Origin of the sequence: Haloferax sulfurifontis (assembly GCF_014635105.1) — an archaeon.
Lineage (GTDB): Archaea > Halobacteriota > Halobacteria > Halobacteriales > Haloferacaceae > Haloferax > Haloferax denitrificans.
In genome coordinates, this window is record NZ_BMCI01000006.1 from 25,215 (window position 1) to 49,719 (window position 24,505).

At 66.5% G+C, this 24,505-nt stretch carries 22 protein-coding genes; 10 read left to right on the plus strand and 12 right to left on the minus strand.

What is annotated here, in order from left to right; translation table 11 throughout:
- Positions 1-22 precede the first annotated feature (22 nt).
- The 5 genes from IEV64_RS15575 to IEV64_RS20005 all read right to left on the minus strand — a co-directional run bounded on the left by IEV64_RS15575 (position 23) and on the right by IEV64_RS20005 (position 5,364).
- On the minus strand, positions 23-1,000 hold the full coding sequence (locus tag IEV64_RS15575) for an MBL fold metallo-hydrolase (protein ID WP_188424353.1): 978 nt from the start codon (positions 998-1,000) through the stop codon (positions 23-25).
- Positions 997-2,502, minus strand: a complete 1,506-nt coding sequence (locus IEV64_RS15580; RefSeq protein WP_188424354.1) for a UbiD family decarboxylase — start codon at positions 2,500-2,502, stop codon at positions 997-999. The genes IEV64_RS15575 and IEV64_RS15580 overlap by 4 nt, the downstream gene beginning before the upstream one ends.
- Complete coding sequence (locus IEV64_RS15585) at positions 2,502-4,013, minus strand: UbiD family decarboxylase (protein WP_188424355.1); 1,512 nt, start codon at positions 4,011-4,013, stop codon at positions 2,502-2,504. Before IEV64_RS15585 ends, IEV64_RS15580 begins: the two co-directional genes overlap by 1 nt.
- Positions 4,010-4,513, minus strand: a complete 504-nt coding sequence (locus IEV64_RS15590) for a hypothetical protein (protein WP_007276353.1) — start codon at positions 4,511-4,513, stop codon at positions 4,010-4,012. Before IEV64_RS15590 ends, IEV64_RS15585 begins: the two co-directional genes overlap by 4 nt.
- A gap of 341 nt (positions 4,514-4,854) precedes the next feature.
- Positions 4,855-5,364: a gamma carbonic anhydrase family protein gene (locus IEV64_RS20005; RefSeq protein WP_188424356.1), complete on the minus strand. Its 510-nt coding sequence runs from the start codon at positions 5,362-5,364 to the stop codon at positions 4,855-4,857.
- Between the two features lie 116 nt (positions 5,365-5,480).
- On the opposite strand from IEV64_RS20005, the gene IEV64_RS15600 reads away from it, so the two are divergent.
- The 7 genes from IEV64_RS15600 to gdoA all read left to right on the plus strand — a co-directional run bounded on the left by IEV64_RS15600 (position 5,481) and on the right by gdoA (position 13,768).
- Positions 5,481-6,359 carry a fumarylacetoacetate hydrolase family protein gene (locus IEV64_RS15600; protein ID WP_007276355.1) on the plus strand — a complete coding sequence of 293 codons (879 nt, stop codon included), beginning with the start codon at positions 5,481-5,483 and terminating at the stop codon, positions 6,357-6,359.
- Positions 6,360-6,709: 350 nt separating this feature from the next.
- Positions 6,710-9,736, plus strand: coding sequence for an FAD-binding and (Fe-S)-binding domain-containing protein (locus IEV64_RS15605; RefSeq protein ID WP_188424357.1), 3,027 nt, complete (start codon positions 6,710-6,712; stop codon positions 9,734-9,736).
- A gap of 88 nt (positions 9,737-9,824) precedes the next feature.
- Entirely contained in the window at positions 9,825-11,240 is a 1,416-nt protein-coding gene (locus IEV64_RS15610; RefSeq protein ID WP_007276358.1) for an acetate--CoA ligase family protein, read from the plus strand.
- Positions 11,233-11,934 (plus strand): acetate--CoA ligase family protein, encoded by a 702-nt coding sequence (locus IEV64_RS15615; RefSeq protein ID WP_188424358.1) that lies wholly within the window; start codon positions 11,233-11,235, stop codon positions 11,932-11,934. The genes IEV64_RS15610 and IEV64_RS15615 overlap by 8 nt, the downstream gene beginning before the upstream one ends.
- A complete protein-coding gene (locus IEV64_RS15620; protein ID WP_007276360.1) occupies positions 11,931-12,341 on the plus strand; it encodes an acyl-CoA thioesterase in 411 nt (136 codons plus the stop codon). Before IEV64_RS15615 ends, IEV64_RS15620 begins: the two co-directional genes overlap by 4 nt.
- Positions 12,342-12,411: 70 nt before the next feature.
- Entirely contained in the window at positions 12,412-12,588 is a 177-nt protein-coding gene (locus IEV64_RS15625) for a Trm112 family protein (protein WP_007276361.1), read from the plus strand.
- 103 nt (positions 12,589-12,691) lie between these two features.
- Complete coding sequence (gene gdoA, locus IEV64_RS15630) at positions 12,692-13,768, plus strand: gentisate 1,2-dioxygenase (RefSeq protein WP_188424359.1); 1,077 nt, start codon at positions 12,692-12,694, stop codon at positions 13,766-13,768.
- A gap of 98 nt (positions 13,769-13,866) precedes the next feature.
- Here gdoA and IEV64_RS15635 read toward each other — a convergent pair whose 3' ends face one another.
- The 6 genes from IEV64_RS15635 to IEV64_RS15660 form a co-directional block, all read right to left on the minus strand.
- Positions 13,867-14,388, minus strand: coding sequence for a helix-turn-helix domain-containing protein (locus tag IEV64_RS15635; protein ID WP_049920684.1), 522 nt, complete (start codon positions 14,386-14,388; stop codon positions 13,867-13,869).
- A gap of 150 nt (positions 14,389-14,538) precedes the next feature.
- Positions 14,539-15,246, minus strand: coding sequence for an ABC transporter ATP-binding protein (locus tag IEV64_RS15640; protein ID WP_188424360.1), 708 nt, complete (start codon positions 15,244-15,246; stop codon positions 14,539-14,541).
- Complete coding sequence (locus IEV64_RS15645) at positions 15,243-16,025, minus strand: ABC transporter ATP-binding protein (RefSeq protein WP_188424361.1); 783 nt, start codon at positions 16,023-16,025, stop codon at positions 15,243-15,245. Before IEV64_RS15645 ends, IEV64_RS15640 begins: the two co-directional genes overlap by 4 nt.
- Before the next feature lie 36 nt (positions 16,026-16,061).
- Positions 16,062-17,189: a branched-chain amino acid ABC transporter permease gene (locus tag IEV64_RS15650; RefSeq protein WP_007276366.1), complete on the minus strand. Its 1,128-nt coding sequence runs from the start codon at positions 17,187-17,189 to the stop codon at positions 16,062-16,064.
- On the minus strand, positions 17,186-18,208 hold the full coding sequence (locus IEV64_RS15655) for a branched-chain amino acid ABC transporter permease (protein ID WP_188424362.1): 1,023 nt from the start codon (positions 18,206-18,208) through the stop codon (positions 17,186-17,188). The genes IEV64_RS15650 and IEV64_RS15655 overlap by 4 nt, the downstream gene beginning before the upstream one ends.
- A 5-nt stretch (positions 18,209-18,213) precedes the next feature.
- On the minus strand, positions 18,214-19,470 hold the full coding sequence (locus IEV64_RS15660; protein WP_188424363.1) for an ABC transporter substrate-binding protein: 1,257 nt from the start codon (positions 19,468-19,470) through the stop codon (positions 18,214-18,216).
- Positions 19,471-19,831: 361 nt separating this feature from the next.
- On the opposite strand from IEV64_RS15660, the gene IEV64_RS15665 reads away from it, so the two are divergent.
- Genes IEV64_RS15665 through IEV64_RS15675 form a run of 3 tightly spaced genes read left to right on the plus strand, consistent with a single transcriptional unit; the run spans position 19,832 to position 23,489 of the window.
- Positions 19,832-21,778: a 3-hydroxyacyl-CoA dehydrogenase/enoyl-CoA hydratase family protein gene (locus IEV64_RS15665; protein ID WP_188424364.1), complete on the plus strand. Its 1,947-nt coding sequence runs from the start codon at positions 19,832-19,834 to the stop codon at positions 21,776-21,778.
- A gap of 2 nt (positions 21,779-21,780) precedes the next feature.
- On the plus strand, positions 21,781-22,977 hold the full coding sequence (locus IEV64_RS15670) for a thiolase family protein (RefSeq protein ID WP_007276370.1): 1,197 nt from the start codon (positions 21,781-21,783) through the stop codon (positions 22,975-22,977).
- Positions 22,974-23,489: a Zn-ribbon domain-containing OB-fold protein gene (locus IEV64_RS15675; protein ID WP_188424365.1), complete on the plus strand. Its 516-nt coding sequence runs from the start codon at positions 22,974-22,976 to the stop codon at positions 23,487-23,489. The genes IEV64_RS15670 and IEV64_RS15675 overlap by 4 nt, the downstream gene beginning before the upstream one ends.
- A 355-nt stretch (positions 23,490-23,844) precedes the next feature.
- Here IEV64_RS15675 and IEV64_RS15680 read toward each other — a convergent pair whose 3' ends face one another.
- Complete coding sequence (locus IEV64_RS15680) at positions 23,845-24,504, minus strand: alpha/beta fold hydrolase (RefSeq protein ID WP_229722692.1); 660 nt, start codon at positions 24,502-24,504, stop codon at positions 23,845-23,847.
- Position 24,505: the final 1 nt, after the last annotated feature.

A 24,505-nucleotide genomic window follows, 5' to 3' on the forward strand; every position in this document is an offset into this window, starting at 1 on the left:
ACGCGAAGCGGCGACCGCTCGGTCAGCAGTCGACGCCGTCGAACGACCGAGCGTCGCCCCTGACGTATCTGTCCGGCCCGACACCGACTCGTTCGGCCAGCCCGCGGTCGGCGGCGAACGCCAGATGCGCGGCGGCCTCGCCGGCCCCCATCTTCGCGTGGATACCGCGCATCTCGCCGAACAGCGAGCGCGCGACGGCCCACGGAGTCACCCCGTCACCGTCCCGGTCTGAAAGCTCCGCGACGGCGGTGCGGACCCGCTCGGTGTGGTGGGCGCGAATCGCGTCGATTCGGTCGAGGAGCTCGACCGACGAGCCGTGGCCGGGGAACGCGACCGGCTGGGCGTCGGCCTCGCGGGCGCGCTCTCGAATGCGGTCGAGCGTGTCGAGGTACGTCGCGAGCGCGTCGGTCAGTCTGGTGTCGGTGCCGCCGACGTTCGGCGTGTACGTCGGGAGGACCGCGTCACCGAGAAACAGGGCGTCTCCGGCGTCGAGCACGACGTGTCCCGCGGTGTGTCCCGGCGCGTGAACGACCTCGATACCCCCCACCGCCGCGCCGTCGGTGAGCGTGACGACGGGGTACTCGTGGGGCATCGGAGACGGCTCGTCGGCGTCCCGAAGCTCCGAAACGAGGGCGTCGGGAACCCCCCACTCGCGGAGGCGGCGGGCGTCTCGGTCCAGTCGGCGGTTCCGCTCGGCGGCGTACGCCGCGACTAACGGCGCGTCGGCTTCGTGCAGGGCGAGCGTCGCGTCGGCGGCCGCCGCGAGTCTGGGTGCCAACCCGGCGTGGTCGGCGTGCCAGTGGGTGACGACGACCGTCTCGACCCGCTCGACGGGGAGCCCCGCCGCCGACAACCCCGACCGCAGAACCTCCCACGACGCGTCTCCCGGCGGCCCCGGGTCGACGACGACGCCGCGGTCCGGGAGCACGTACGTGCTGTTTTCGCCTTCGGGGCTCGCGGCGGTGTGCGCGATGCGTTCCGTCGTCCCGGCGGGCCTCACTCGTCACCACCGTCCGTCGCGTCGCCTCGCTGTCCCCGCGGTTCGTGTTCGTCGCCGTGGTCGAACCCCATGTCGGCCCAGTCGGCCCGGACGGCCTCGCGGAGCGCCTCGGGATACATGGTCTCGAAGGTGACCCGCGGGGCGATGAACTCCTCGTCCCACCGGGGGTCCCACGCGGCGTTGACGTAGACGTTCGCGCCCGTCGCGCCGTCCTGTCGGTAGTACGGCGCGCTCGCCGCCGGCGCGGCGGAGTCGGAGAACTCCCAGTCGTTCGCCGGGTGCGCCTTCACCCAGATGTCGTCGAACGCCCGCGCGAGGTCCATCGGGCGGGTCTCGGTGTCGAGCACGACGATTTTGTCGAAGAGCCGCGAGAACGAAAACAGCGTGTTGGCGAGTTGCCACTCGAAGCCCGCGTACAGGATTTCGCTGGCGACGAGGCAGATGCCGAGTCCGGTCTCCGCGGGCAACGCGAGCCACTCGACCGGCGCGACGCCCCAGTAGTTGTTCACGCGGCCGTACAGGCGGGCGGACTCGATGACGGAGAGGAGCGCGCGGCCGTCGGCCATCGGCGCGCCGGTCGGCGAGAACGGGACGACCGGGTTCTCGCGGACGGTCACCCGTTCGGCGCGGGCCTCGACGGTCGCGGTCGCCATCGCGTCCTCCCACGGCTCCCGACGTGTCTCTGGCGCTCGACCCGCATCGTCGCCGTCGGCGCGACCCGTAATCGTCGCGTCCACGAGCACCTCGCTTTCCGCCGGGACGGCTCCCGCGGCCGTCGAGGCCACCGGAACCGACCCGAACGCGTTCGCGATGGCCGGCGCGCCGGCGACCTGCGTCTCGCCGACCCAGCGCATGATTGCGCCCACGAGCGCCGCCGGCGGCGTTCCGAGCGCGAACGAGACGGTCGTCCCTGGGGCGACGTCGGCGGCGAGGTCCGCCGGGACCGAGAGCCTGAGCCCGTTGCTCCCGCGGACGGACCCCCGAACCGGGAACCACTCGACTGCGTCGGTATCGACCGCGTCGGACGCCCGTTCGCTGTCGGCATCGCCCCCGTCGTCGGCCGTTTTCGAGTGTGCGCCGAGGCCGAGGGTGACCGCCGGGACGCCGGTGTCCGAGACCGCCGGGAGTCCCAGCGACCGAAGGTCGGACACCGTCTCGGTGGCGGCCGCGGGTTCCACCGCGGGCACGGGACCGCCGTGGCGGGCGGCGACCAGCGCGTCGAGCACGTCGAGGTAGCCCGCGTCGAAGCCGAGTCCCAGCGCCGCGCCGAGACGCGACCAGGGGTCGCGCGAACGCACTGCGAGCCGGTCGGGCCCGCCGAGTCCTCCGGCGAGGAGTCGCGCGTGGCCGCCGGCGTCCGTGAGGAGCACGGCCGGCCCGTTGGCCCGCGCCGCCTCGGCGCTCACCGCGAACGCGGTGTCCGCCCAGTGCGTCCGCTCGTCGATTCGGGCAAGGTCGTCGGCGTCGTCGAGCCGGTCGAGCAGGTCGCGAACGCCGAGCATCACAGGCTCCCTCCCTCGGTGCCGTCGACGGTGACACCGGCCGCAGAGAGGATTTCTCGGGCGCGTTCCCGGACGAAGTCGTCGTCGAGACCGGCATCGACCCGGTTCCCGTCATCGTCGCCCGAGGTGGCGTCGATGTACGCCTTCGTCGTCTTGGTCTTGGACGTGCCGGTCTCGCCGTCTCCCTTCTCCTCCGGCGTCTGGTAGATGTTCAGGGGGACTTTCGGCATCGCGACCGTGCCGAACTGGTGGAAGTCCGACTCCGGGTCGGCGTGGAGCGCGAGCGATTCGAGCACCTCCCGAATCGACAGCGGGTTCACGTCCGAGTCGACGAACACGAAGAAGTCGACGTGGAGCATCCCCCACGTGGTGAAGATGAAGTTCGCCAGTTCGTGGAGGTAGCCGGGGCGGGACACGTCGGTCGAAACGACGTAGACAGTCCGGGAGGTGAACCGCCACGGAACGCACTTCTCGACGTCGTAGCCCGCCGTTCGCAGACCGAGCGTGGCGTCGGGTCCGACGCACGCCACTTCGAGCGTCGCGCTCGTGTTCAGCGTGTGGCCGACGCCCGAGCCCTCGACGCAGAACGGTATCACGGGCCGTCGTCGGTGGGTAATCGCGTCCACCTGGAGGACCGGCATCGAGCGACGGGGGCCGTGCATGTAGCCGAAGTAGTCCCCGAACGGTCCCTCGTCCAATCGCTCGTTCGGCACGACGTGCCCCTCGACGACGATTTCGGCGTTCGCCGGCACCAGCAGGTCGTTGGTCTCGCACTCGACGAGTTCGACCGGCTCGCGCTTCAGCCCGCCGGCGAACCCGGCCTCGTCGCGCCCCGTGGGTATCCACATCGAGGAGGTCACCTGCGTCGCGGGCTCCCCCCCGATGACGAGCGCGACCGGCATCGGCTCGCCCCGTCGTTCGTACTTGTAGTAGTAGATGTTCGGCGTCTGCTCGCCCGCGAGGAGAAGCAGGCTCGCGCGCTCGCCGTCCTGCACCATCGCCCGGTGGACCGACCAGTCTATCCACTCCGAGTCGGGGTCCTTGACGACCATCGTGTGGAGGTTGGAGTACCGTCCGCCGTCGCCGGCGTGGATGTACGGCCACGGGAGCGACAGCAGGTTGGCGTCCTCGCCGCGCCGAACGACCTCCTTGCAGGGCGCGTCGCCGCCGTCGACGGTTTCGGGAGCGATGGGTCGCTTGAGCCGGTCGATGACCGTCTCGTAGTACTCGTCGGCGGAAAGCCCCGGGTCCAGTCCGAGCGCGAGGGCGATTCGGTCCCACGGCCGCCGCCGACTGCCGCGGTACGGGTCGCCGACGAGTCGCGCGTCGATGTCCGTGTCCGCGACCGACTCGAAGAGCGGAATCCGGTCGTCGCGCTGGTTCGCGAGCATCGTTATCGCGCTCGCTTCGAGATCCCACGAGACCGACCGGTCGATTCGAGCGACGTCGCCCCGGCGTTCGAGACGCGAGACGTACTCGCGGAGACTCTCTGTGGGATGGTCGGCGTTCACGTCTCGTCACCGCCGGTGAGCCGCCGCGAGAGGTCGTCCTGTTCGAGGCGGACGCGCCGCTCGACGTAGCGGTCGAGGAGCAACGGCCGGGTCTCGGCGAGGTGTTGGGTCACGAACGTTCGGACCGCCTCGGAGACGGAGTCGTACTCTCCGGTCTCGACGAGGTACGTGACGAGGGCGCGGACGTCCTCGCTTCGCACCGTGACCACGTCGGACTGCGTTCGACTCTGCTCGATGCATCGGTCGAGGACCTGGTCGTCGACCGGGGCCCCGTCGAGGTCGGCCTCGATTATCTCGATATACCACTGCTCTTCGACGTTCTCGTGGGGGCCGCGGAGCACCGTCAGCGGCTCTGGGTCGTCGAGGTCGTGACTGTCCCGCGAGAGGCGCGCACGCGTCTGAAATATCTCCTTCGTCTCCTGATTCGTCACCTGAACCGTCACTTCTCCCCCCGTGTCTGCCGGCAGGTGGTCCTCGGACGTGATGTACTGCGGACTCATCCGACACACTCCCCTTCTCTGATTTCCAGCACCATTGGTGACACGCTCGTACTGCTGGTGCATAAAGTCATCGTGCCGATACCGGCGGCTATCCGGTCTGAGGGCGTAGAATACTTCACAGGTATACTCGACAGTATACCGTCAATCGTACACGATTATTCGAGATATGAAAACGCGTCGAACACCGGTTCGGCGGAGCGATACCCGCCGAACCGCACGGTCGGGTTCGCATCGAACCCCCACTGCGGTCGGCACGTCACGCCGGTCCGTCTACGGTATTGTCTGAAAACCGGTGAGCTGTCGACTGCGTGGCCCCACCGGGGTGGCGGTCGCGGTGGCGGTCACTCCACGTAGCGATGCGGCCCGGCTTCGACGAACTCCCAGCCGAGTTCGACGTAGTGGTCGCGCGTGTCGTCGATTTCGGCCAGTTGCGCGTCCGAAAGCGGTCGGGTTTCCGCGGGGACGCCGTACGCGAGATGGCCCGGCGGCACGGTCTGGTCGTGGGTGACGACGGCGTTCGCGGCGACGATGCTGTGGGACTCGACGGTCGCCCCGCCGAGGACGCGGCTTCCCATCCCGACGAGCGCGTCGTCCTCGACGGTCGCGAAATCGATGACCGCGCCGTGGCCGATGCTCACGCCGTCTCCGACCGTCGCGCCGTGGAGCATCGTGAACTCCTGTACGTTGGTGTCCGCGCCGACCGTCACGGCCCCCCGGTCGCCGCGGAGGCAGACGAACGGCCAGAGGCTCGCGCGGGGTCCGACTGCGACGTCTCCCACGAGGTAGGCCATCTCCGAGACGGACGCGCGCTCGTCTATCACCGGTTCCATCCCGTCGAACGTGTGTTGCATTACCCCACGATGCGACGCCGACCGGTATAGTGGTTCGTGTCACGGCGACGGGGCGGCGTTTCCAGTCTACCTGAACCGGTGTAATTTAAACACCTGCGGGTAAATCAACGAGTGTAATGAAGTTCGTTCGATTCAACCAGAGCCAACTCGGTCTGTTGACCGACGACGGCGAGGGTATCGTCGATTTGACCGACCGCCTCGGACTCACGAGCGACGAGCCGCTCGTCGAGTACATGGAAGGGGACTACGACGCGAGCGAGTATATCGACGCCGACGCCGATGTCGACGTGTCGGACGTCACGCTCGAAGCGCCGGTCGAACGCCCCGGGAAGGTCATCGCCGCGCCGCTCAACTACGAGAACCACATCGCGGAGGCCATCGCGGACAAAGACATCACGACCGACGAGTGGTTCTCCATCAAGGACAAGGGCTACTTCCTGAAGGCCCCGTCGAGCGTCATCGGCCCCTCGGAGAACATCGTCATCCCGTTTTCCGACCGCCGAATCGACCACGAAATCGAACTCGCGTTCGTCATGGGCGAGGAGTCGAAAGACGTCTCCAACGACGAGGCGTGGGAGAACATCTTCGGCTACACGATTCTCCTCGACATCTCCGTCCGCGGCGACCAGGACCGCTCGAACCGCAAGTCCTACGACACCTTCACCGTCGTCGGCCCCTGCGTCGTCACGCCCGACGAGGTCGGCGACCCGCAGTCTCTCGACCTCGAACTCGCCGTGAACGGCGAGGTCCGTCAGTCCGAGAACACCAGTGAGATGGTGTACACGTGCGCGGACGTCGTCCAGTACGCCTCCATCGGCGCGACGATAGAGGTCGGCGACGTCATCACGACCGGGACGCCGGAAGGCGTCGGCCCCCTCGCGGACGGCGACACCGTCGACGCGACAATCGAGAACATCGGTTCGATGACCGTCGGCGTCGAAGAACGCGACGTGTCGTTCGCCGACGTGGACGTCCAGAAGCACGGCCAGAACTAACCCGCTCCGCGGTTTTTCTGCGGGCCGACTGACCGCCCACGCGTCAGTCGCTCCGGTCGTCGGCAGTCCTGTCGTTTCGGTCGCCCGACGGTCCTGTGGCGTTCCGGTCGCCCGGTGGCTCAGCCAGCCACCGGTGCGACGAGCGACCGGATGACGTGTGGTAGCGTAAGCCACTAATACGATGCCTTCGTCCGTTCGCGTGTACGAGAGTCAACGGCGACCGCCGCCGGTGTCGGTTCGGGGCTCTCCGAGACGACAGCCTCATCGCGGACGAGCGGAACCGACCCGGCACCGAGTTCGCCGACGCGACCACCGACCAAGACGTTGCGATTACTATCCGAGACCACCGCATGACGACGCGACAGACAGCCGCCACCGACCCGGCAGACGCATCGGACACGAACTACGACTACGTGAGCGACGATATCGAACGGCCGGACCTCGTCGCCGCGCTCGAACGGCGCGCCAGCGGCGACGTTCGCTTCGACTCCTACTCCCGCCAGCTCTATGCGACCGACGCCAGCGCCTACGAGGTGACGCCCATCGGGGTCGTCTTCCCGGCGGACACCGCGGACGTCGCGGCGGTCGTCGAATACTGCGCACGGGAGGACGTCCCCGTGCTCCCGCGCGGCGGCGGGACGAGCCTCGCCGGACAGACGGTGAACGAGGCGGTCGTCCTCGACTTCACGAGATACATGGACGCGCCGCTGTCGGTCGACCCCGAGGCGCGGACGGCGCGCGTCCAGCCGGGCGTCACGCTGTCGAAGCTCAACGAGAGGCTCGCGCCGCACGACCTGAAGTTCGCGCCCGACCCCGCCGCCGGGAACCGGAGCGTCATCGGCGGCGCAATCGGGAACAACTCGACGGGGTCGCACTCGCTGAAGTACGGCAAGACGGACGCCTACGTCGAGGAGGTCGAGGCCGTCCTCGCCGACGGGACGGTGACGACGTTCGGCGAGGTCACGCTCGACGAACTCGCCGCCGGTGCGGACCCCGACGGGAGCATCCGAGAGCGCGTCTACGCCGAAGTCCACCGCATCCTCGAATCGGAGTCGGACCTCGTCCGCGAGCGCTACCCCGACCTGAAGCGCAACGTCTCGGGCTACAACCTCGATTGGCTCGTCGACGAGGCCGAGTCGGGGTCGGTGAACCTCGCTCGCCTGCTCGCCGGCTCCGAGGGGACGCTCGCGCTCATCACCGAGGTCACCGTCTCGCTCGAACCCGTCCCGGAGACCAAAGCGGTCGCGCTTCTCACCTACGACGAGCTGATGACGGCGGTGCGAGACGTCGTGGCGGTCCTCGAACACGACCCGGCGGCGGTCGAGTTCATCGACGACACGCTCATCGACCTCGCCGGCGACACCTCGGAGTTCGAAGACGTCGTGGGGATGCTCCCCGACGGCACGCGGGCCGCGCTCCTCGTGGAGTTCTACGCCGAAGACGACGAGACCGGCCGCGAGAAAGTCGACGCGCTCGTCGCGGACCGCGTCGGCGAGAGCGCCGTCGACGCCATCGAGGCCCACGACGAGGCGGCGCGCGGTCGAGTCTGGAAGCTCAGGAAGGCCGGCAATCCGATTCTGCTCTCGCGGACGACCGACGAGAAACACCTCTCGTTCATCGAGGACTGCGCCGTCCCGGCCGAGCACCTGCCCGAGTTCGTCGGCGGGTTCCGCGACGTGCTCGACGACCTCGGGACGTTCGCGGCGTTCTACGGCCACGCGGGGCCGGGCGTCCTGCACGTCCGCCCGCTCGTCACCACGAAGACCGCAGAGGGCCTCGCGGCGTACGAGGAGATTTCCGACCGCGTGACCGAACTCGTCGTCGACCTCGGCGGTTCCGTCTCAGGCGAGCACGGTGACGGCCGGGCGCGGACCCAGTGGAACCGCAGGCTCTACGGGGACTCGCTGTGGCAGACGTTCCGAGAGCTGAAGACGGCGTACGACCCCGACTGGCTCCTCAATCCGGGGCAGGTCTGCGGCTACGAACCGGACGAGCCGCTCCCGGACGACGCGCCCGAGCGCGCTCGGCGCGTCTCGATGACCGACGACCTGCGATACGACCCCGACTACGAGTTCGACGCCGGCTTCGACCCCGCCTTGGAGTGGACGAACGACAACGGGTTCGAAGGGATGGCCGAACTCTGTCACGGCTGTGCCGGCTGTCGCGGCGACCAAGACACGACCGGCGGGGTGATGTGTCCGACCTACCGGGCGAGCGGCGAGGAGATACAGTCGACGCGTGGCCGCGCGAACCTCCTCCGGCAGGCGATGAGCGGCGACCTCTCGGCGGACGAGCAGTTCGACGTCGAGTTCATGCACGAGGTGCTCGACCTCTGTATCGGCTGTAAGGGCTGTTCGAACGACTGTCCGAGCGAGGTCGACATGGCGAAGCTGAAAGCCGAGATGACCCACGAGTACCACCGCCGCGAGGGGGCGAGCCTCCGCGATAAGCTGTTCGCCAACGTCGACACGCTCTCGAGGGTGGGAAGCGCGTTCGCGCCCGTCTCGAACTGGGCGACGAAGCTCCCGGGCGCGCGGTCGCTGTTGGAGTCCGCGGTCGGTATCACGTCCGAGGCGACGCTCCCGTCGTTCGAGCGCGAGACGCTCCACGACTGGTTCGAGGCCCGCGGCGGGTCGCGGGTCGCCCCGGCGGACGCCGAGCGGACGGCCGTCTTCTTCGTCGACACGTACACGAACTACAGTCACCCGGAACCCGGAAAAGCGGCCGTGCGCGTCCTCGAAGCGGCGGGCGTTCGCGTCGAACTCGCAGACCACACCGACAGCGGCCGGCCCGCGCATTCGAAGGGCTTTCTCGACGTCTCGCGGGACACGGCGCGCGAGAACGTCGCGGAACTCGCCCCGAAGGTCGAATCGGGACGCGACGTGGTGTTGGTCGAGCCCTCGGACGCGGTGATGCTCCAGTCCGACTACCTCGACCTCCTGTCGGGCCCCGCCGTCGAGCGGGTCGCTCGCAACACCTACGGCGTGATGGAGTACCTCGATTCGTTCCGCCTCGACGAGCGACTGGCGTTCGACGCGCCGAGCGAGTCGCTCGCCTACCACGGCCACTGCCACCAGAAGTCCGTGAAGAAAGACCACCACGCGGTCGGCGTGCTCAGGCGCGCCGGCTACGCGGTCGACCCGCTCGACTCCGGCTGTTGCGGGATGGCCGGGAGCTTCGGCTACGAGGCCGAACATCGGTCGATGAGCGACGCCGTCGGGGAGATTCTGTTCGACCAGGTGGCGGCGAGCGACGGACAGCGGGTCGTCGCACCGGGCGCGTCGTGCCGGACCCAACTCGGAGACCGCAACGACGACGCGGAACGCCCCCCGACACCAATCGAACAGGTAGAGCGGGCCGTCCGAACCGAACGGTAGACCGGACCGTTCGACCCCCGCAGAAGCCGGTCTGAGCGTCGGCCCGGTCCCCGCCGCGGCCGCGAAGTTCAGTCGGGGCGAAAGCACTATGCTCCTGTTCCGAATACGTGCTGACGTGACTCACCAATTCGAACTCGACAGACTCTTCGACCCGTCTTCTATCGCGGTCGTCGGGGCGTCGACGAAAGAGGGGAAAATCGGGTACGAGGCGATGGAGAACGTCCACGACTTCGGCGGGCGGGTCTATCCAGTCAACCCGTCCGCAGACGGCACCGCGTTCGGCGAGCCGTTCGTCGCGTCGGTGACCGACATCGACGACGACGTCGACCTCGCGTTGCTCTGTGTGCCCGCGCCGGTCGTGCCGGAGGTCATCGAGGAGTGCGGCGCGGCGGGCGTGGGTGCCGCGGTCATCTACTCCGGCGGCTTCGCCGAGGCCGGCGACGACGGCGCGGAGATACAGCGCCGACTCACCGAGACGGCAAACGAACACGGCATCGCCCTGCTCGGCCCGAACACGAGCGGCTTCGTCATCCCGCGGACGGGGTTGTACGGCTCGTTCGCCACCGGCGTCGAGAGCTTCCCGGCGGGCGACCTCGCAATCGTCGCCCAGAGCGGCGGCGTCGCCCACTCCATCGCGTTTCAGGCGACCCGCGAGCGACGCGGGCTCTCCGCGATGGTCGGGCTGGGCAACCGCGCGAACGTCGGCTTCGAGGAGGTCATCGAGTATCTCGACGGCGACCCCGACACCGGCGCAATCGTGCTCCACGTCGAGGGAACCGACGACGCGCGTTCGCTCCTCGAAACCTGCTACGACGCGGAGACACCCATCTTCGCCTACAAGGTCGGCGAGGCGGACGTCGGCGACTTCGCCGAGTCGCACACCGGCGCGCTCACCGGCGACCACGCGCTCTATCAGGCCGGATTCGCACAGTACGGGGTTCCGACGGTCGATTCGACGAGTCAACTCCTCGACGCCGGGCACGTGGCGGCGACCGCACCCCTTCCGGACGGGACGAACGTCGGCGTCGTGACGGCGCAGGCCGGCCCCGGTATCATCATCGCGGACCGCCTGAAACGGGCCGGCGTCTCGCTCCCGCCGCTCGAAGACGAGACGACGGCGACGGTGAACGAGATTCTCCCCGGCATCACCTACTCGGCGAACCCCGTCGACACGGGGCGGCCGATGCCGGAGTTCGGCGAGGTCGTCCGCGCGGTCGCGGCCGACGAGAACGTCGACGCCGTCCTCGTGTACGAGCTTCACGAGGCCGCGCTCGGGTTCCCCACCGAGGACCTCGACGGGCTCGCTGAGTCCGTCGGAAAGCCGGTCGTGTTCGCGACGGCCGGCCCGGAATCGCTCCTCGAACCGGACCGCGAGGAGCTCGAATCCGTCGGCGTCCCCGTCTTCGAGTCGCCCGAGCGGGCCGCCGATACCGTCGCCGCGCTCGCCGAATACGCGCGCGTCACTGCGGACGCCGCGCCCGCGGAGGTGGTCGACAATGCGTGAGTCGGACCCCATCGAACGGGCTCGCGCCGACGGCCGGACGACGCTCACCGAGGCCGAGGCGAAGGGGCTTCTCGCCGACGCGGGCATCGAGACCCCCGCGTTCGAGGTCGCCTCGACGCCCGAGGACGCCGCCGCGGCGGCCGAGCGAATCGGCTTCCCGGTCGTGCTCAAAGTCTCCTCGCCGGCGGTGACCCACAAAAGCGAGTGGATGGGCGGACTGGGCGTGACTGTCGGCGTCGCGGACGCCGACGAGGCCGCGGCCGTCGCGGCGGACGTCTTCGACGCCGCCGCCGACAGCGGTATCGACGCCGACGTGCTGGTCGAAGCCGCCGCCGACGTCGACGCCGGCACCGAGGTCATCGTCGGCGGGCTTCGGGACCCCTCGTTCGGTCCCGTCGTGCTCACCGGACTCGGCGGCGTCTTCACCGAGATATTCGAAGACACCGCCCATCGGCTGGCCCCCGTCACGCAGGCGACCGCGCGGGCGGCGGTACAGGAGTTGCGGTCGGCACCGCTTCTCGAAGGCTATCGCGGGAGCGACCCAGCGGACACCGACGCGCTCGCGGGGGTCGTCAAGCGCGTCGGCGACCTGCTCGTCGAGCGGGAGGAGATCGCCGAAATCGACGTGAACCCGGTGTTGGTGACGCCGAGCGGTGCGACCGCCCTCGACGCGCTCGTGGTGCTCGAAGAATGACCGGCTTCACGCGCACGTGGACGGTCCGGTTCTCCGACACGGACCCCTTCGGCATCGCGCACTACCCCCGCATCGTCGACACGCTCCACGAGAGTTCGGACATGTTCATGGAGGAGGTCGGCTTTCCGCTCTGGGAAATCTCTCTGGAATACGACTTCGGGCTCCCGCTCGTCGAAATCGACTTCGAGTTCGAGCGCCCGATGGAGGCCGGCGACAAAATCGAGATAACCATCACGCCGACGCTCGGCACCCGGAGCCTCCGCTTCGATTACGTCGCGCGCAACCAAGACGGCGAGGTGACGTTCACCGGCCACGAGACGCGCGTCTGTGCGAGCACGGACGACGTCAGTTCGCGCGACCTCCCGGCCGAACTCCGGGAGGCCATCGAACCGTACACCGAGGGGTGACTCACGCCGGCGTCGCCGCGGTCGAGGCGACCGACGACATGTTTTTGTGACGTCCGAACCGTGTGGCCGTATGGCCGAGTTCGAAAACATCTACGCCAAATCGAACCCGTTCGTTCGGGCCCATTTCGACTGCCCGAACTGCGGCGGAAAGCTCTGGGAGTACGCCATTCAGGGGCAGATGGTCTGCGAGGACTGCCGCGAGCTGTACCCCTCGAAGGAGATATTCGACGCGCAGGTGAGCCAGTAGCGACCCGGGTGACGGGTGACGGGTGACGGTGTCCGCCCGTAGCGGCGCCACGCGACGAGAATAGACCCATACATTTATGAAGAATCCTCGGGAACTTTACACCATGGCTGAACAAGAGCCGAAGGAACTCCTAGAGATGAGTACCGACACGGAGCGTCTCCTCGAGGAGAACGACCTGCGACCTCTCTGGGAAGTCGAAAAGGACTTCGGAAACCAATTCGGCGGGTTTGAGGCGGACATCTGGAAGTGGGAAGACATCCAGGCGTCGATCGACGCCATCGAGCGGGACGTCCCCATCGCGGACCTCCCGCCGGGGTTCCAGCGACGCGTCGCCGTGCCCGTCAACACGGGATACCGAAACGCCATCTCGAACACGATTTACGTCGGCGTCCAGACCGTCTCGCCCGGCGAGACCGCGCCGGCACACCGACACGGGGCGAACGCGCTTCGGTTCACTATCGACGGGAGCGAGGACATGAAGACGGTGGTCGCGGGCGAGGAGTTCCCGATGCGGGACAACGACCTCATCACGACGCCGCAGTGGGAGTGGCACGACCACGTCAACGACGGCGACGAGACGGCGGCGTGGCTCGACGTGCTCGACCTCCCGCTCGTCCTCGACTCGCTCAACGCGCGCAACACCTTCGAGAACCACGAACTCGACCGCCAGCCCGTGACGAAGTCGCAGGGCTACTGGGAGTCGCAGTACGGACGCGCCCGCCCGTTCGAGGACACGAAGGAAGACGGGATTCCCGGACCCTTCGAGGGGAACTGCGCCGCGACGCCGCCGTACCGATTCAGCTGGAAAGACACCCTCCAGACCCTCCGACAGCGAGCCGAAAACGACGACCCGGACCCGCACGACGGCTACAGTCTCTCGTACGTCAACCCCGCGACCGGCCAGCCGCCGCTGTTTCCGACGATGTCGTTCCGCGCGCAGTTGCTTCAAGAAGAGACCGACCCGCACTTCCACAACGCTGTCGACGCGTACTTCGTCATCGAGGGCGAGGGCGCGACGCACGTCGGCGACGACGTGCTCGAATGGAGCGAACGCGACATCTTCGTGATTCCGCCGGACGAGATTCACCACCACGACCCCGACGGCGAAGCGATTCTCCTCGGAATGACCGACCGCCCGGTGTTCGAGGCGTTCAACTTCTACGCCGAGGCCGAACCGTAGGCGCGCGGGGTCCAGTTCCGGACCACTCTGTTCGCGCCTCGGCGGATACCGCCAGGCCGGGTAGGTACCACCGAACCGAGCGCGATTCCGACCGTCGGTCAGTCGTCGGCGTCCTCTTTGAGATGGTCGAACAGTTGCGGCTCGGTCCCGAACTTCAGCACGTTGGTCATCACCGAACTGCGGACGTTGTGCACCATCTTCCCGTGGTCCTTGTAGAAGTCGTGGAGCCAGCGGGACTGCACCTCTCGACTCGGGAACATCATGACCGCCTTCCACTGGTACTCGCCGTCGGAGAGGAAATAAAAGAGCGTGTACTGACTGTCGCGGAGGAACTCCATCGTCTCCCGCCAATGGTCCGCGAAGTTCTCCGGGTTGAACTTGAACTCCATCAGCGAGAACGTGAAGTAGTCTTCGTTCGGGATGATGGCCTCCCGAAACACGCCCGCGCTCCGCATGTCGCGAATCGATTTGCTGACCGTCACGTGCGAGACGTCGATGTCGTACTCCTCTTTGAGCACGGTCGTCAGCTCCCGAGCGGAGAGCTGTGGGTCGCGGCCGAGTTCGCGGAGAATGATGACATCGCGGTCTTTGAATTCCCAGTCGGGTCGTTTGTTGGTCATATCGACTCGATTTTCGGCGGCGAGGTATGATAGGTTTTCGGAGCCGTCTGCGGTTTGTGTCCCGCCGAGGAGACCCGTCCCGATGCGAAAGCCGCACCGAGTCCAGTCTCGCATCGACACGGTCGGTCGGCCCAACGCGAGCCGAACGCGTCAGACGCCGAGATACTCCTGTCGGAGCTCTTCGTCTTCTCTGAGCCGCGCTGTCGTCACCTCGTTGACGAGGTCGCCCTCCTCCAGTATGTAATGTCGGTCGGCGATTGCCATGGCCGCGGCGACGTTCTGTTCGACCATGAGCACCGTCACGCCGCGCTCTTCGTTTATCCGCCGAATGCCCTCTTCGACCTGCCGGACGATCGTCGGCGCGAGGCCCTCGCACGGCTCGTCGAGTAGCATCAACTCCGGGTTCGCGACGAGCGCGCGAGCGATGGAGACCATCTGCTGTTGCCCGCCGCTTAGGTTCTTCGCGTCGCGGTCGCGTATCTGGTCGAGTTCGGGGAAGAACTCGAACATCTCGGACTCGGGGAGGGGGTCGTCGACGGACGTCGCCGCCACGTGGATGTTCTCCGCGACGGTCAATCGCGGGAAACACCGCCGTTCCTCCGGAACGTAGCCGAGGCCGAGGTCGGCGATTTCGTGTGTCGGGCAGGCGAGGAGGTCCGTCCCCCGGAACGTTATCGACCCGTCGATTATGCGGGGCGTCTCAGCGCCGACAATCGAGCGAATAGTGGTCGTCTTCCCGGCGCCGTTTCGCCCTAACAGCGAGACCGTCTCGCCCTCGGAAATCTCCATGTCGATGCCGAACAGCACCTGTCCGGTCTCGTACCCGGCTTCGAGTCCGTCGACGCTCAAAAGCGTCATAGCTCCTCCCGCATACCGCCGAGGTACGCTTTCTGTACCGCGTCGTCGTCACGAATCGCGTCCGGTTCGCCCGTCGCGATTATCTTGCCACGGTCGAGGACGGAGATGCGGTCGCTCATCGAGAGCACGATGCTCATATCGTGTTCGATAAGCAGTAACGTGAGTCCCAACTCGGACTGGATAGACTGTATCATCTCAGCGGTCTCTTCCGTTTCGGTGGGCCCCATCCCGCTGGTCGGTTCGTCGAGAAGAAGCACGGACGGGTCCGTTGCGAGCGCCATCGCGATGCTGAGTCGCCGCTGGTCGCCGTGCGAGAGGTTCGTCGCCGTCTCTTCGGCAAGCGATGTGAGGCCGACCTGGTCGAGTATCCGGTAGGCCCGCTCTTCGGCCACGCGTCGGCCGTCGCGGAAGAAATCGAACGCGAACGACCCCTGTTCGATGGTCTGTGCGACTATCCGCACGTTTTCGAGCGTCGTCTTCGACTCGAAGAGCTGATTCGACTGGAACGACCGGACCAGCCCCATGTGGGGGCGTTCGTACTGGGGGACGTCCGTGATGTCGGTCCCGTCGTAGTACACCCGCCCTTCCGAGGGCGCGAGCGCGTTCGTGAGGACGTTGAAAAGCGTCGTCTTCCCCGCGCCGTTCGGCCCGATTATCGACCGAAGTTCGCCCTTCGAGACGGCCAAATCGACACGGTCGACCGCGACGTGGCCGCCGAACCGTCGGGTGAGGCCGTCTGTGCCTAACGCCGCTTCTTTCGGATCGGTATCTGTCTGCATAGTTACTGTCTCTCCGGCGGTGTTTCGGAATGCGACTCAGTCATTGGAACCCCGCTGTCGGAGCGCGTCGATGCCGTTCTGTACGCCGTTCCGGACGTAGCCCCAGACGCCGTTGCGAGGCGAGAGGAGGATGACGACGACGAAGGCCAACCCGAAGAAAAACCGCCAGTAGCCGAGGACGCCGCTCACTTCGATAGCGCCGACGACCGGGAGGCCCAGCACCTCGAACGACTGGAGATACTCCTGCACGCCGAACCAGCTGAGCGCGCCGACCAGCGGCCCGAAGAAGAAGTTCGCGCCGCCGAAGATGGTCATCAAGAGCACCTCCGCGCTGGTCTCCGGGCTGAAGTTCTCGATTGCGGCCCCGTAGTTACTGAGCATGAGCAACGCGCCGGCCAGCGCCGAGAACGCGCCGGAGATGGTGAACGCCCAGACCTTGTACCGGTTCACCGAGATGCCCATCGCCCGGGCGAGTTCCTCGTTGTCTCGAATCGCTACGAGCGTCTGTCCGAAAGGCGAGCGGATGAGTTGCCAAAGCAGGACCATCGCGACGACGAACACCACGGCCACGAAGTAGTAGTAGTTGGGTTGGAGCCCGAACGCACCGAGCAGGTCTGCGAACCACTGAACGTCGATGACGCGCTGACCTCTGAAACTGCCGATCCATTCGGGCGTCGTGCCCGAACGGAGCCCGTCGGACCCGCCGGTCAGCCCGTACGGGTTGGAGTTCACGATGAAGTGAACGCCCATCGCGAACGCCAGCGTGAGCATCGCGAAGTAAATCTCCCCGTACTGGACGATTATCCGGCAGATTCCGTAGGCGATTGCACCCGAAGCCACGATGGCGACGACCGTCATCAGCGAAAACGGGAGTCCGAACTCGGAGAGGCCGATGGCGGTCACGTAGACTCCCGTTCCGAGGAAAATCGCGTGCCCGAACGAGAGGAGTCCGACGTAGCCGAACAGGAGGTTGAACGCCGCGGCGAACAGCATCCAGATGAGGACGGTCGTCGCGATGTGCGGCGTGCCGAGAACGAGTTCGGAGCCGAGAACCGGGCGAAGCAGGAACGCGACCAACACGATTCCGAGTGGAATCTTGAGGTCGCGGACCGTGTCCAAACCCACGTCGCTCGTCAGTCGCTTGAGCCGAGCCGTGTAACTCATTCGAGTAACCCCTCCTCGCCGAACAGCCCGCGCGGTCGGACCAAGAGGACGACGAGCATCACGATGTACGGGACGACGCCGCCGATTCCGGCGACGTTGAGCGCGTCAACGCCGGTCACGCTTGCGAGCGCCCGAGCCGTGACCGGGAGGATAAACACGCTGACGCCGACCAGAAGGCCGCTTACGACGCTCCCGAAGATGCTCCCGACGCCGCCGATGATGACGATGACGAACGCGAGGAGGACGAACTCGAATCCCAGCGAGAGGTCCATGCCCGTCTCGGCGCCCCGGAGGACGCCGGCCAGCCCGGCGATGGCGGAGCCGAGAAAGAAGACGATGGTGAACCGCATCGGGATGTTGATGCCGATGAACTCGGCCATCTCCCTGTCCTGAAGCCCGGCTCGAATCGTGAGCCCGAAGTCGGTTCGGTACATGAGGCTGTAGATGCCGACGATGATGAACGCCGCGACGACGACAGTCAGCAGTCGTATCGTCGCAATCTGCCCCACGCCGAGGGGAATCGCGCCCTGTAGCGCCGGCGGGATTTCGAACGTGAGCGGCGTTCCGCCCCACCGTGCCCTCGTCGCCTCCTCTATCATCAAGAAGACGCCGAACGTTGCCAGCAGGCCGATAACGGGGTTTTTCCCGTAGAGTCGTCGGAGGACGCTCACCTCCATCGCGACGCCGAGTACGCCGACGGCAATCGGAACGACGACGAGCGCGGCCCAGAACGACAGCCCCTGAGTGACGACGATTTCGTAGGCACCGTACGCGCCCAACATGAACAGTCCGCCGTGAGCGAAGTTCACGACGCCGAGGAGACCGAGGATGAGCGCCAGCCCGAGCGCGATAATCGCCAAGACCATGCCGTAGGCGACGCCCCCGATGAGGTTCTGGACGAACAGGTCGGGGAACACGGCGAAGGTGAGCAAGAACAGCAGGGCCGACGCGATAACGACACCGACGGCGGGCGTCGAGCGCGACCCGGCTCCGAGTCGCCTGAGTGTAGAGGTAGCCATCTCAGTTAGAGCTCACACTCGTCGCTCGGTTCGGGCGACGCGTCGTCTCCGCTCATCGTGTCCGCGACGTCGAACCAGACCTTGTTCGGGTCGTTCTGCTGTTCTTCGACCGGACGACCGGACGTCATGTGGGTCGGCTGGACCAACTGGTGGTCGCCCTCGCGCCAGTAGATGGTGTCAGCGGAGGGCTGGAGGTCGTAAATGGTCTGGTTTTCGACCTCGTGTCCGGAGAGTTCGTCTCGGATGGCCGCGCCTTCGAGAGAGTCCGCGCGAACCGCGGCGCGGACGAGTTGGTCCACGGAGACGTACCCCATGTAGTGACGGACGAACGGGTCGTGGTCCGAAATCTCGCCGACCTCTTGGAGCCAGTCTTCCGGGACGTCGAGCGACGGGCTCCAGCCCTGACTGTTCACGTCCAAGAGCGCCGCGGCCTCCGGGTCGATGCCCCAGAGCCCGACGTCTTCGGTCTGGTGCATCATAAACGAGTAGTCGTCCTGCATCTCGCGGCTGAGTATCTGACTGGTCGAGGCCCGCTGGTCTAACCCCGCGACGAGTAACGCGATGCCGCCGGCGTCGGAGTTCGCCGCGCTGTTGAGGTAAGGGTTGTACTCCTGTGTGGGGAACGGGACCGCCTGACTGCCGACGACGTTGGCCCCCTCGGCTTCGAGCGCCTCGGAGTAGGCCTCGAAGGCCGTCTGCCCCCAGGTGTAGTCCGAGTACAGGATGTACCAGTCGTCTTCGAGGTCGGCCATCGCCGGCGCGACCGGCCCCAACTGCATTGTATTCGACATGTACGTGCTGAACATATACGGCGCACACTGCGAGCCCGTGATATCGTCGGACCCGCCGTGCACGCAGACGGGGACCTGGTTCTCCGACCCCCACGCCCCGACGGCGATGCCGACCGCGGAACTGACGCCGCCGAACGCCATGTGTGCGCCGTCGTCGACGACCATCCCCTCGATTTGACTCACCGCCTCGTTCGGGTCGGCGGCGGAGTCGCCGGTGATGATCTCGATGGAGACGTCGAACTCCTCTTCCAGATGTCGGGCGGCGAGCATCCCCCCGTCTCGTTCCGCCTCCCCATACGGGGCAAACGCCCCGCTCAGCGCCGTCGGACACGCAATCGTAATCTCCTCGCCGATGCCGCCACCGCCGCCGCCCGAACCGCCGGTGCCGGTACACCCTGCGAGCCCCGAAGACGCGACGGCCGCTCCTGCCCCGGCTACTTTGACGAACTCCCGTCTGCTAAATGATCTCATGGTCCAATCAGTACTTGAATCACGGAGTTATATCCTTTTCGATGGTTAGGAATATTCGGACGAGGTTAACAGTTGAAAGCCTCCTCGGCGTAGACTGTACAGTCGCTCTCGCGCGGACGCGGTGTCGCATCGGGGTCGGGAAGGTTGAGCACGTCGAGGACCGACCGTCGCACGACAGTCCGAGATACCGACGGTTTCGGTGGGATGGCCCGCGGCGAGTGTCCCCGGTTTCGGTAGCGTGATTTCCAATGTGTGTTATACATCGCATATCCGCATCTATCGTACTATCGAATCGGAGTAGAGCTAACAGTATGTATTCTTCCCGCAACATTGAATAGGCGGGTTAAGTACAGTATAGATGATGCACGAGAACGACATAGAGCGAGTCGCAGTCCTCGGAGCCGGCAGTATGGGCCACGGCATCGCAGAGGTGGCCGCGATTGCCGGGTACGAGGTCTCACTCCGAGACATCGAACAGGAGTTCGTGGACAACGGACTCGAGAGCATCGAGTGGAGTCTCGAAAAGCTCGCCGAGAAGCGACAGATCGACGAATCGGCGGAGGACGTCTTCTCCCGCGTCAGCGGGTTCGTGGACCTCGAACGCGCGGTCGAGGACGCGGATCTCGTCGTCGAGGCGGTTCCGGAGAAGATGGAACTGAAGCGCGAGACGTTCTCGGAAGTCGACCGGTACGCGCCCGACCACGCGATTCTCGCGAGCAACACGTCGGGGCTCTCGATAACGGAGATGGCGAACTCCACCGACCGACCCGAACAGGTCGTCGGGACGCACTACTTCAACCCGCCGGTGAAGATGTCGCTCGTCGAGGTCGTCCACGGCGAACAGACGAGCGAGGAGACGGTCGAAGCGATGCACACCTACGTCGAGTCCATCGGGAAGACGCCGATAGACGTCAGGAAAGACGTCCACGGATTCGTCGTGAACAACGTGCTCGTCCCGTTCATGGGAGAGGCGGCGTGGATGCTCGACGAGGGCGCGTGTACGGTCGAACAGGCGGACGCGGCGATGGTCTTCCAGCGCGGCTATCCGATGGGTCCGTTCGAACTCAACGATTACAGCGGTATCGACATCGGGTACGACTTCATCGACAGTTCCGCGTTCGACGTGCCCCCGCCGATTGCGGAGATGGTCGAAGGTGAGACGCTCGGCCGGAAGACGGGGTCGGGCTTCTACGAGTACGACGACGGCGACGGACCGACGTACGGTCCCGACGACGCCGGCGAGTTCGACACCCTCCGCATCGAAGCGCGGATGATAAACGAAGCCGCCAAGTTGGTCGGGGGCGGCGTCGCCACGCCGGAGGACATCGACCTCGGCGTCCGCCTCGGTGGACGGTTCCCGCTCGGGACCTGCCGTGTCGGCGACAAAATCGGTCTCGACGCCGTGCTCGAAAAGCTCGAATCGCTTCACGAAGCGACCGGAGCGGAGCGGTATCGGCCCGCCGAGCACCTCCGAGAGCTCGTCGAAAACGGCGACACCGGCGAGGTCGCCGGCAAGGGGTTCTACGACTACACGGGGGAGTGGCCGTATCAGTTCCTCAACGTCGACCTCGACGAACGGGGCGTGCTCTCCATCGAGTTCGACCGCACCGAGCGCCTGAACTCGTTCTCCGAAGAGATGTTCGCCGAGGTCGACCGCGCGCTGTCGACCGCGGACACCGACGAGGTCTCGTGCGTGGTGTTCACCGGGGCCGGCGACCGCGCGTTCTCGGCCGGCGCGGACATCACGGGCTTTCTCACCAACGCCCCGACCGAGATTATGGACGTCGAGCAGTCCATCGAGCGCATCTACAACTTCGACCGACCGACGGTCGCGGCAATCGACGGCTTCTGTCTCGGCGCCGGCCTCGAACTCATGCTGGCGTGCGACATTCGGATTGCGACCGAGAACTCGACGTTCGGGAGCCCGGAAATCGACCTCGGGTTGATTCCCGGCGGCGGCGGCACCCAGCGACTCACCCGGCTCGTCGGGGAGCCGCGCGCGAAGGAACTGGTCTTCCGCGGGAACCACATCCCGGCCGAGCAGGCCGCCGACTGGGGGATTGTCAACCGAGCCGTCTCGCCCGACGAGTTCGACGACACCGTCGACGCGTTCGTCGACGACATCGCGGCCGGGCCGAAGACGGCGCTCAAGGTCGCAAAGCAGGTCATAAACGAGGGACAGGACGCCAGCCTCGACGCCGGACTGAAGTTGGAGAGCCAAGGGTTCGGACTCCTCACCAGCACCGACGACGTCGTAGAGGGCGTCCAGGCGTTCCGAAACGACCGCCAGCCGAACTTCGAGGACTGACGATGCCGCAGAACGCGGCCATCGTCGGCGGTGGCACGACCGAGTGGGGCGCACGCGACGCGACGTGGAAAGACCTCGCGCAGGAGGCCGGCAAGGCGACTTTCGACGATGTCGACGGCATCGAACCGGACGACGTCGAGGGACTGTTCGTCGGCGCCGTCCAGCCCGAGCGATTCGCGTTCCAGAGCCACGTCGCCCCGCTCACCGCGGAACTGCTGGGCATCAACGCCAACAAGATGATTGCGCGGACGGAGCTGGCGTGCGCCAGCGGGCAGGCCGCGCTCCGATACGCGTGGCTGGCGATTGCCGCGGGGCAACTGGACGTCGCGCTCGTCCTCGGCGTCGAGAAGATGAACCTCGGAAAGGAGTACATGCCCGAGATGCAGTCGAACATGACGAACGTCCTCGACAGGGAGTTCGACGGCGTCAACGGGCTCAACGGGCCGTCCCACTTCGCGCAGTTCGCACAGCGGCACATGCACGAACACGGGACGACGCGCGAACAGCTCGCGATGGTGAGCGTCAAGAACAAAAACCACGCCGCCGAGACCGACTTCGCGCAGTACAGAAAGAGGGTCGATGTCGACGACGTGCTCGATTCGTATCCGATTGCGCCCCCGCTGAACCTGCTCGACTGCAGTGGGATTACCGACGGCGCGACCGGACTCCTGCTCGTCAGCGAGGAGAAGGCCGACGAACTCGGGGCCGAGACCGCCGCGTACATCACTGGAAGCGGCCAGTCCTGTATGGCGGGGAACTCCATCAACAACCTCCCGTCGATGACGACGTGGCCGCAGGCCCGCGAGGCCTCGCAGGAGGCCTACGAACAGGCCGGCATCGACGACCCGCTTCGGGACATCGACGTCGCGGAAGTCCACGACTGCTTTTCGATTAGCGAGATAATCGAGTACGAACAACTCGGCTTCTGCGAGCCCGGAGAGGGCGGGCAGTTCGTCGAAGACGGGCGGAGTCAACTGGACGGCGACGTCGCGGTCAACCCCCGCGGCGGACTGCTCGGCTGTGGACACCCGCTCGGTGCGACCGGCGTCTCGCAGGCACTGGAAATCTACCGCCAGTTCGCCGGCGCGGTGCCGTCCGCCCGCGCCGTCGCGGGCGACCCGGAGACGGGGCTGATTCACAACCTCAGCGGGAGCGGCTCAGTGCACAGCGTCATGACGCTCGCGAGGGACCCACAATGAGCGACCACCAATCGAACGACGAGACCGTACTGCCAGACGGCGGCGACGTGCCGCGGGAGACCGTCTCGATTCCGACCGAAATCGAACTGCCGCGACTCCTCGATTTCTACGAGCTACAGGACCCCGAACACACGCAGATTCACGAGTTCTACGAGAACCTCCGCGACGGCCGGTTCACGACCACGGAGTGTCGGGAGTGCGGCGAGCTACACTTCCCGCCGCGTATCGTCTGTCCCGAGTGTACGAGCGACGACCTCGAATACGTCGACCTCCCGCACGAAGGCGAGATGTACTCCTTTACCGAGGTGCGCGGAACGTCCGCAATCGGGATGAACGGGGACACGCCGTTCGTCGCCGGCGTCGTCGACCTCGGCCCGATTCGACTCTCGGCGCGGGTCGACGACGCGTCGTACGAGGACCTCGAAATCGGGAGCGCGGTCCGGCTCAAAATCGTCGAGATAGACGGCCCGACCGACCAAGACCGGGTCTTCTATCGGTTCACGCCCGTCTAGCGGGCGGTCGAATCTCCCGGTCGTCGGTCGGGACGGTCGGGGCAGTCGGGGCGACGAAGGTCACGAGGCTTGTTTTAACGCCGAGTTCGACTCGAAGCGTCCCCGCCGGGTCGGTCTCCGTGCAGTCCAGTCTACGTTCGGTCGACGAACGCGACGACGGCGTCGGCGAGTTCCTCGGGGGCGTCTTCCTGAAGGTAGTGTCCGGCGTCGGAGAGCCAAACGTCGGGCTGGCGACCGGCCGTTGGAAGCAGGTCGCGGAGTTCGTCCCGCGCGTAGTGAGTAATCGGGTCGCCGTCCGAAAAGAGGACAAACGCCGGCTTCCGCCACTCGCTCAGGGCGTCGCGGGCGGCGGCGGTCAGCGCCGAGCCGTCACCGCCCCCGCGACGAGGGACGAGGTCCGGCCACAGGCACCCGCCTTCTCGGAATCGCTTCGATAGGGGGCGTCGTACGCGGCCGCCTCGGCGTCTGAGAGACCGCGTTTCGTGCCGTTCCGAACGAGTCGTCCGACGTCGAGTTCGTCGGTCGATTCGACGAACTCGTGAAAGCGGTGCCACTCCGGAGACATCGTCTGGTCACCCGACGGGAGGTCGGTGTTCATCGGAACGAGGCGGGCGAAGCGCTCGGGGTGGTTCGCCGCGGCGGTCAGCCCGATGGCGCCGCCCCAGTCCTGACAGAGGAGGGTGACGTCGGTGAGGTCGAGCGCTTCGAGAAACGACACGAGCGCGTCGTAGTGGAGCCGAAAATCGTACTCGTCGCGTTCGGTGTACTTGTCCGACCGGCCGAAGCCGATGGCGTCCGGAACGATGACTCGCCCGCGGTCCGCGAGGCGGTCGACCAGCCCGCGGTACAGATATCCCCACGTCGGCTCGCCGTGGAGGCAGAGAAACGTCTCCGCCCCGTCGCCGGCGACGTCGACGTAGGCCATCTCGGGGTCGCCGACCGAGACGCGCCGGACCGGGTAGTCGTACCCCGGAAGGCCGTCGAACCGCGCGTCCGGCGTCGAGACGAGCGGCACG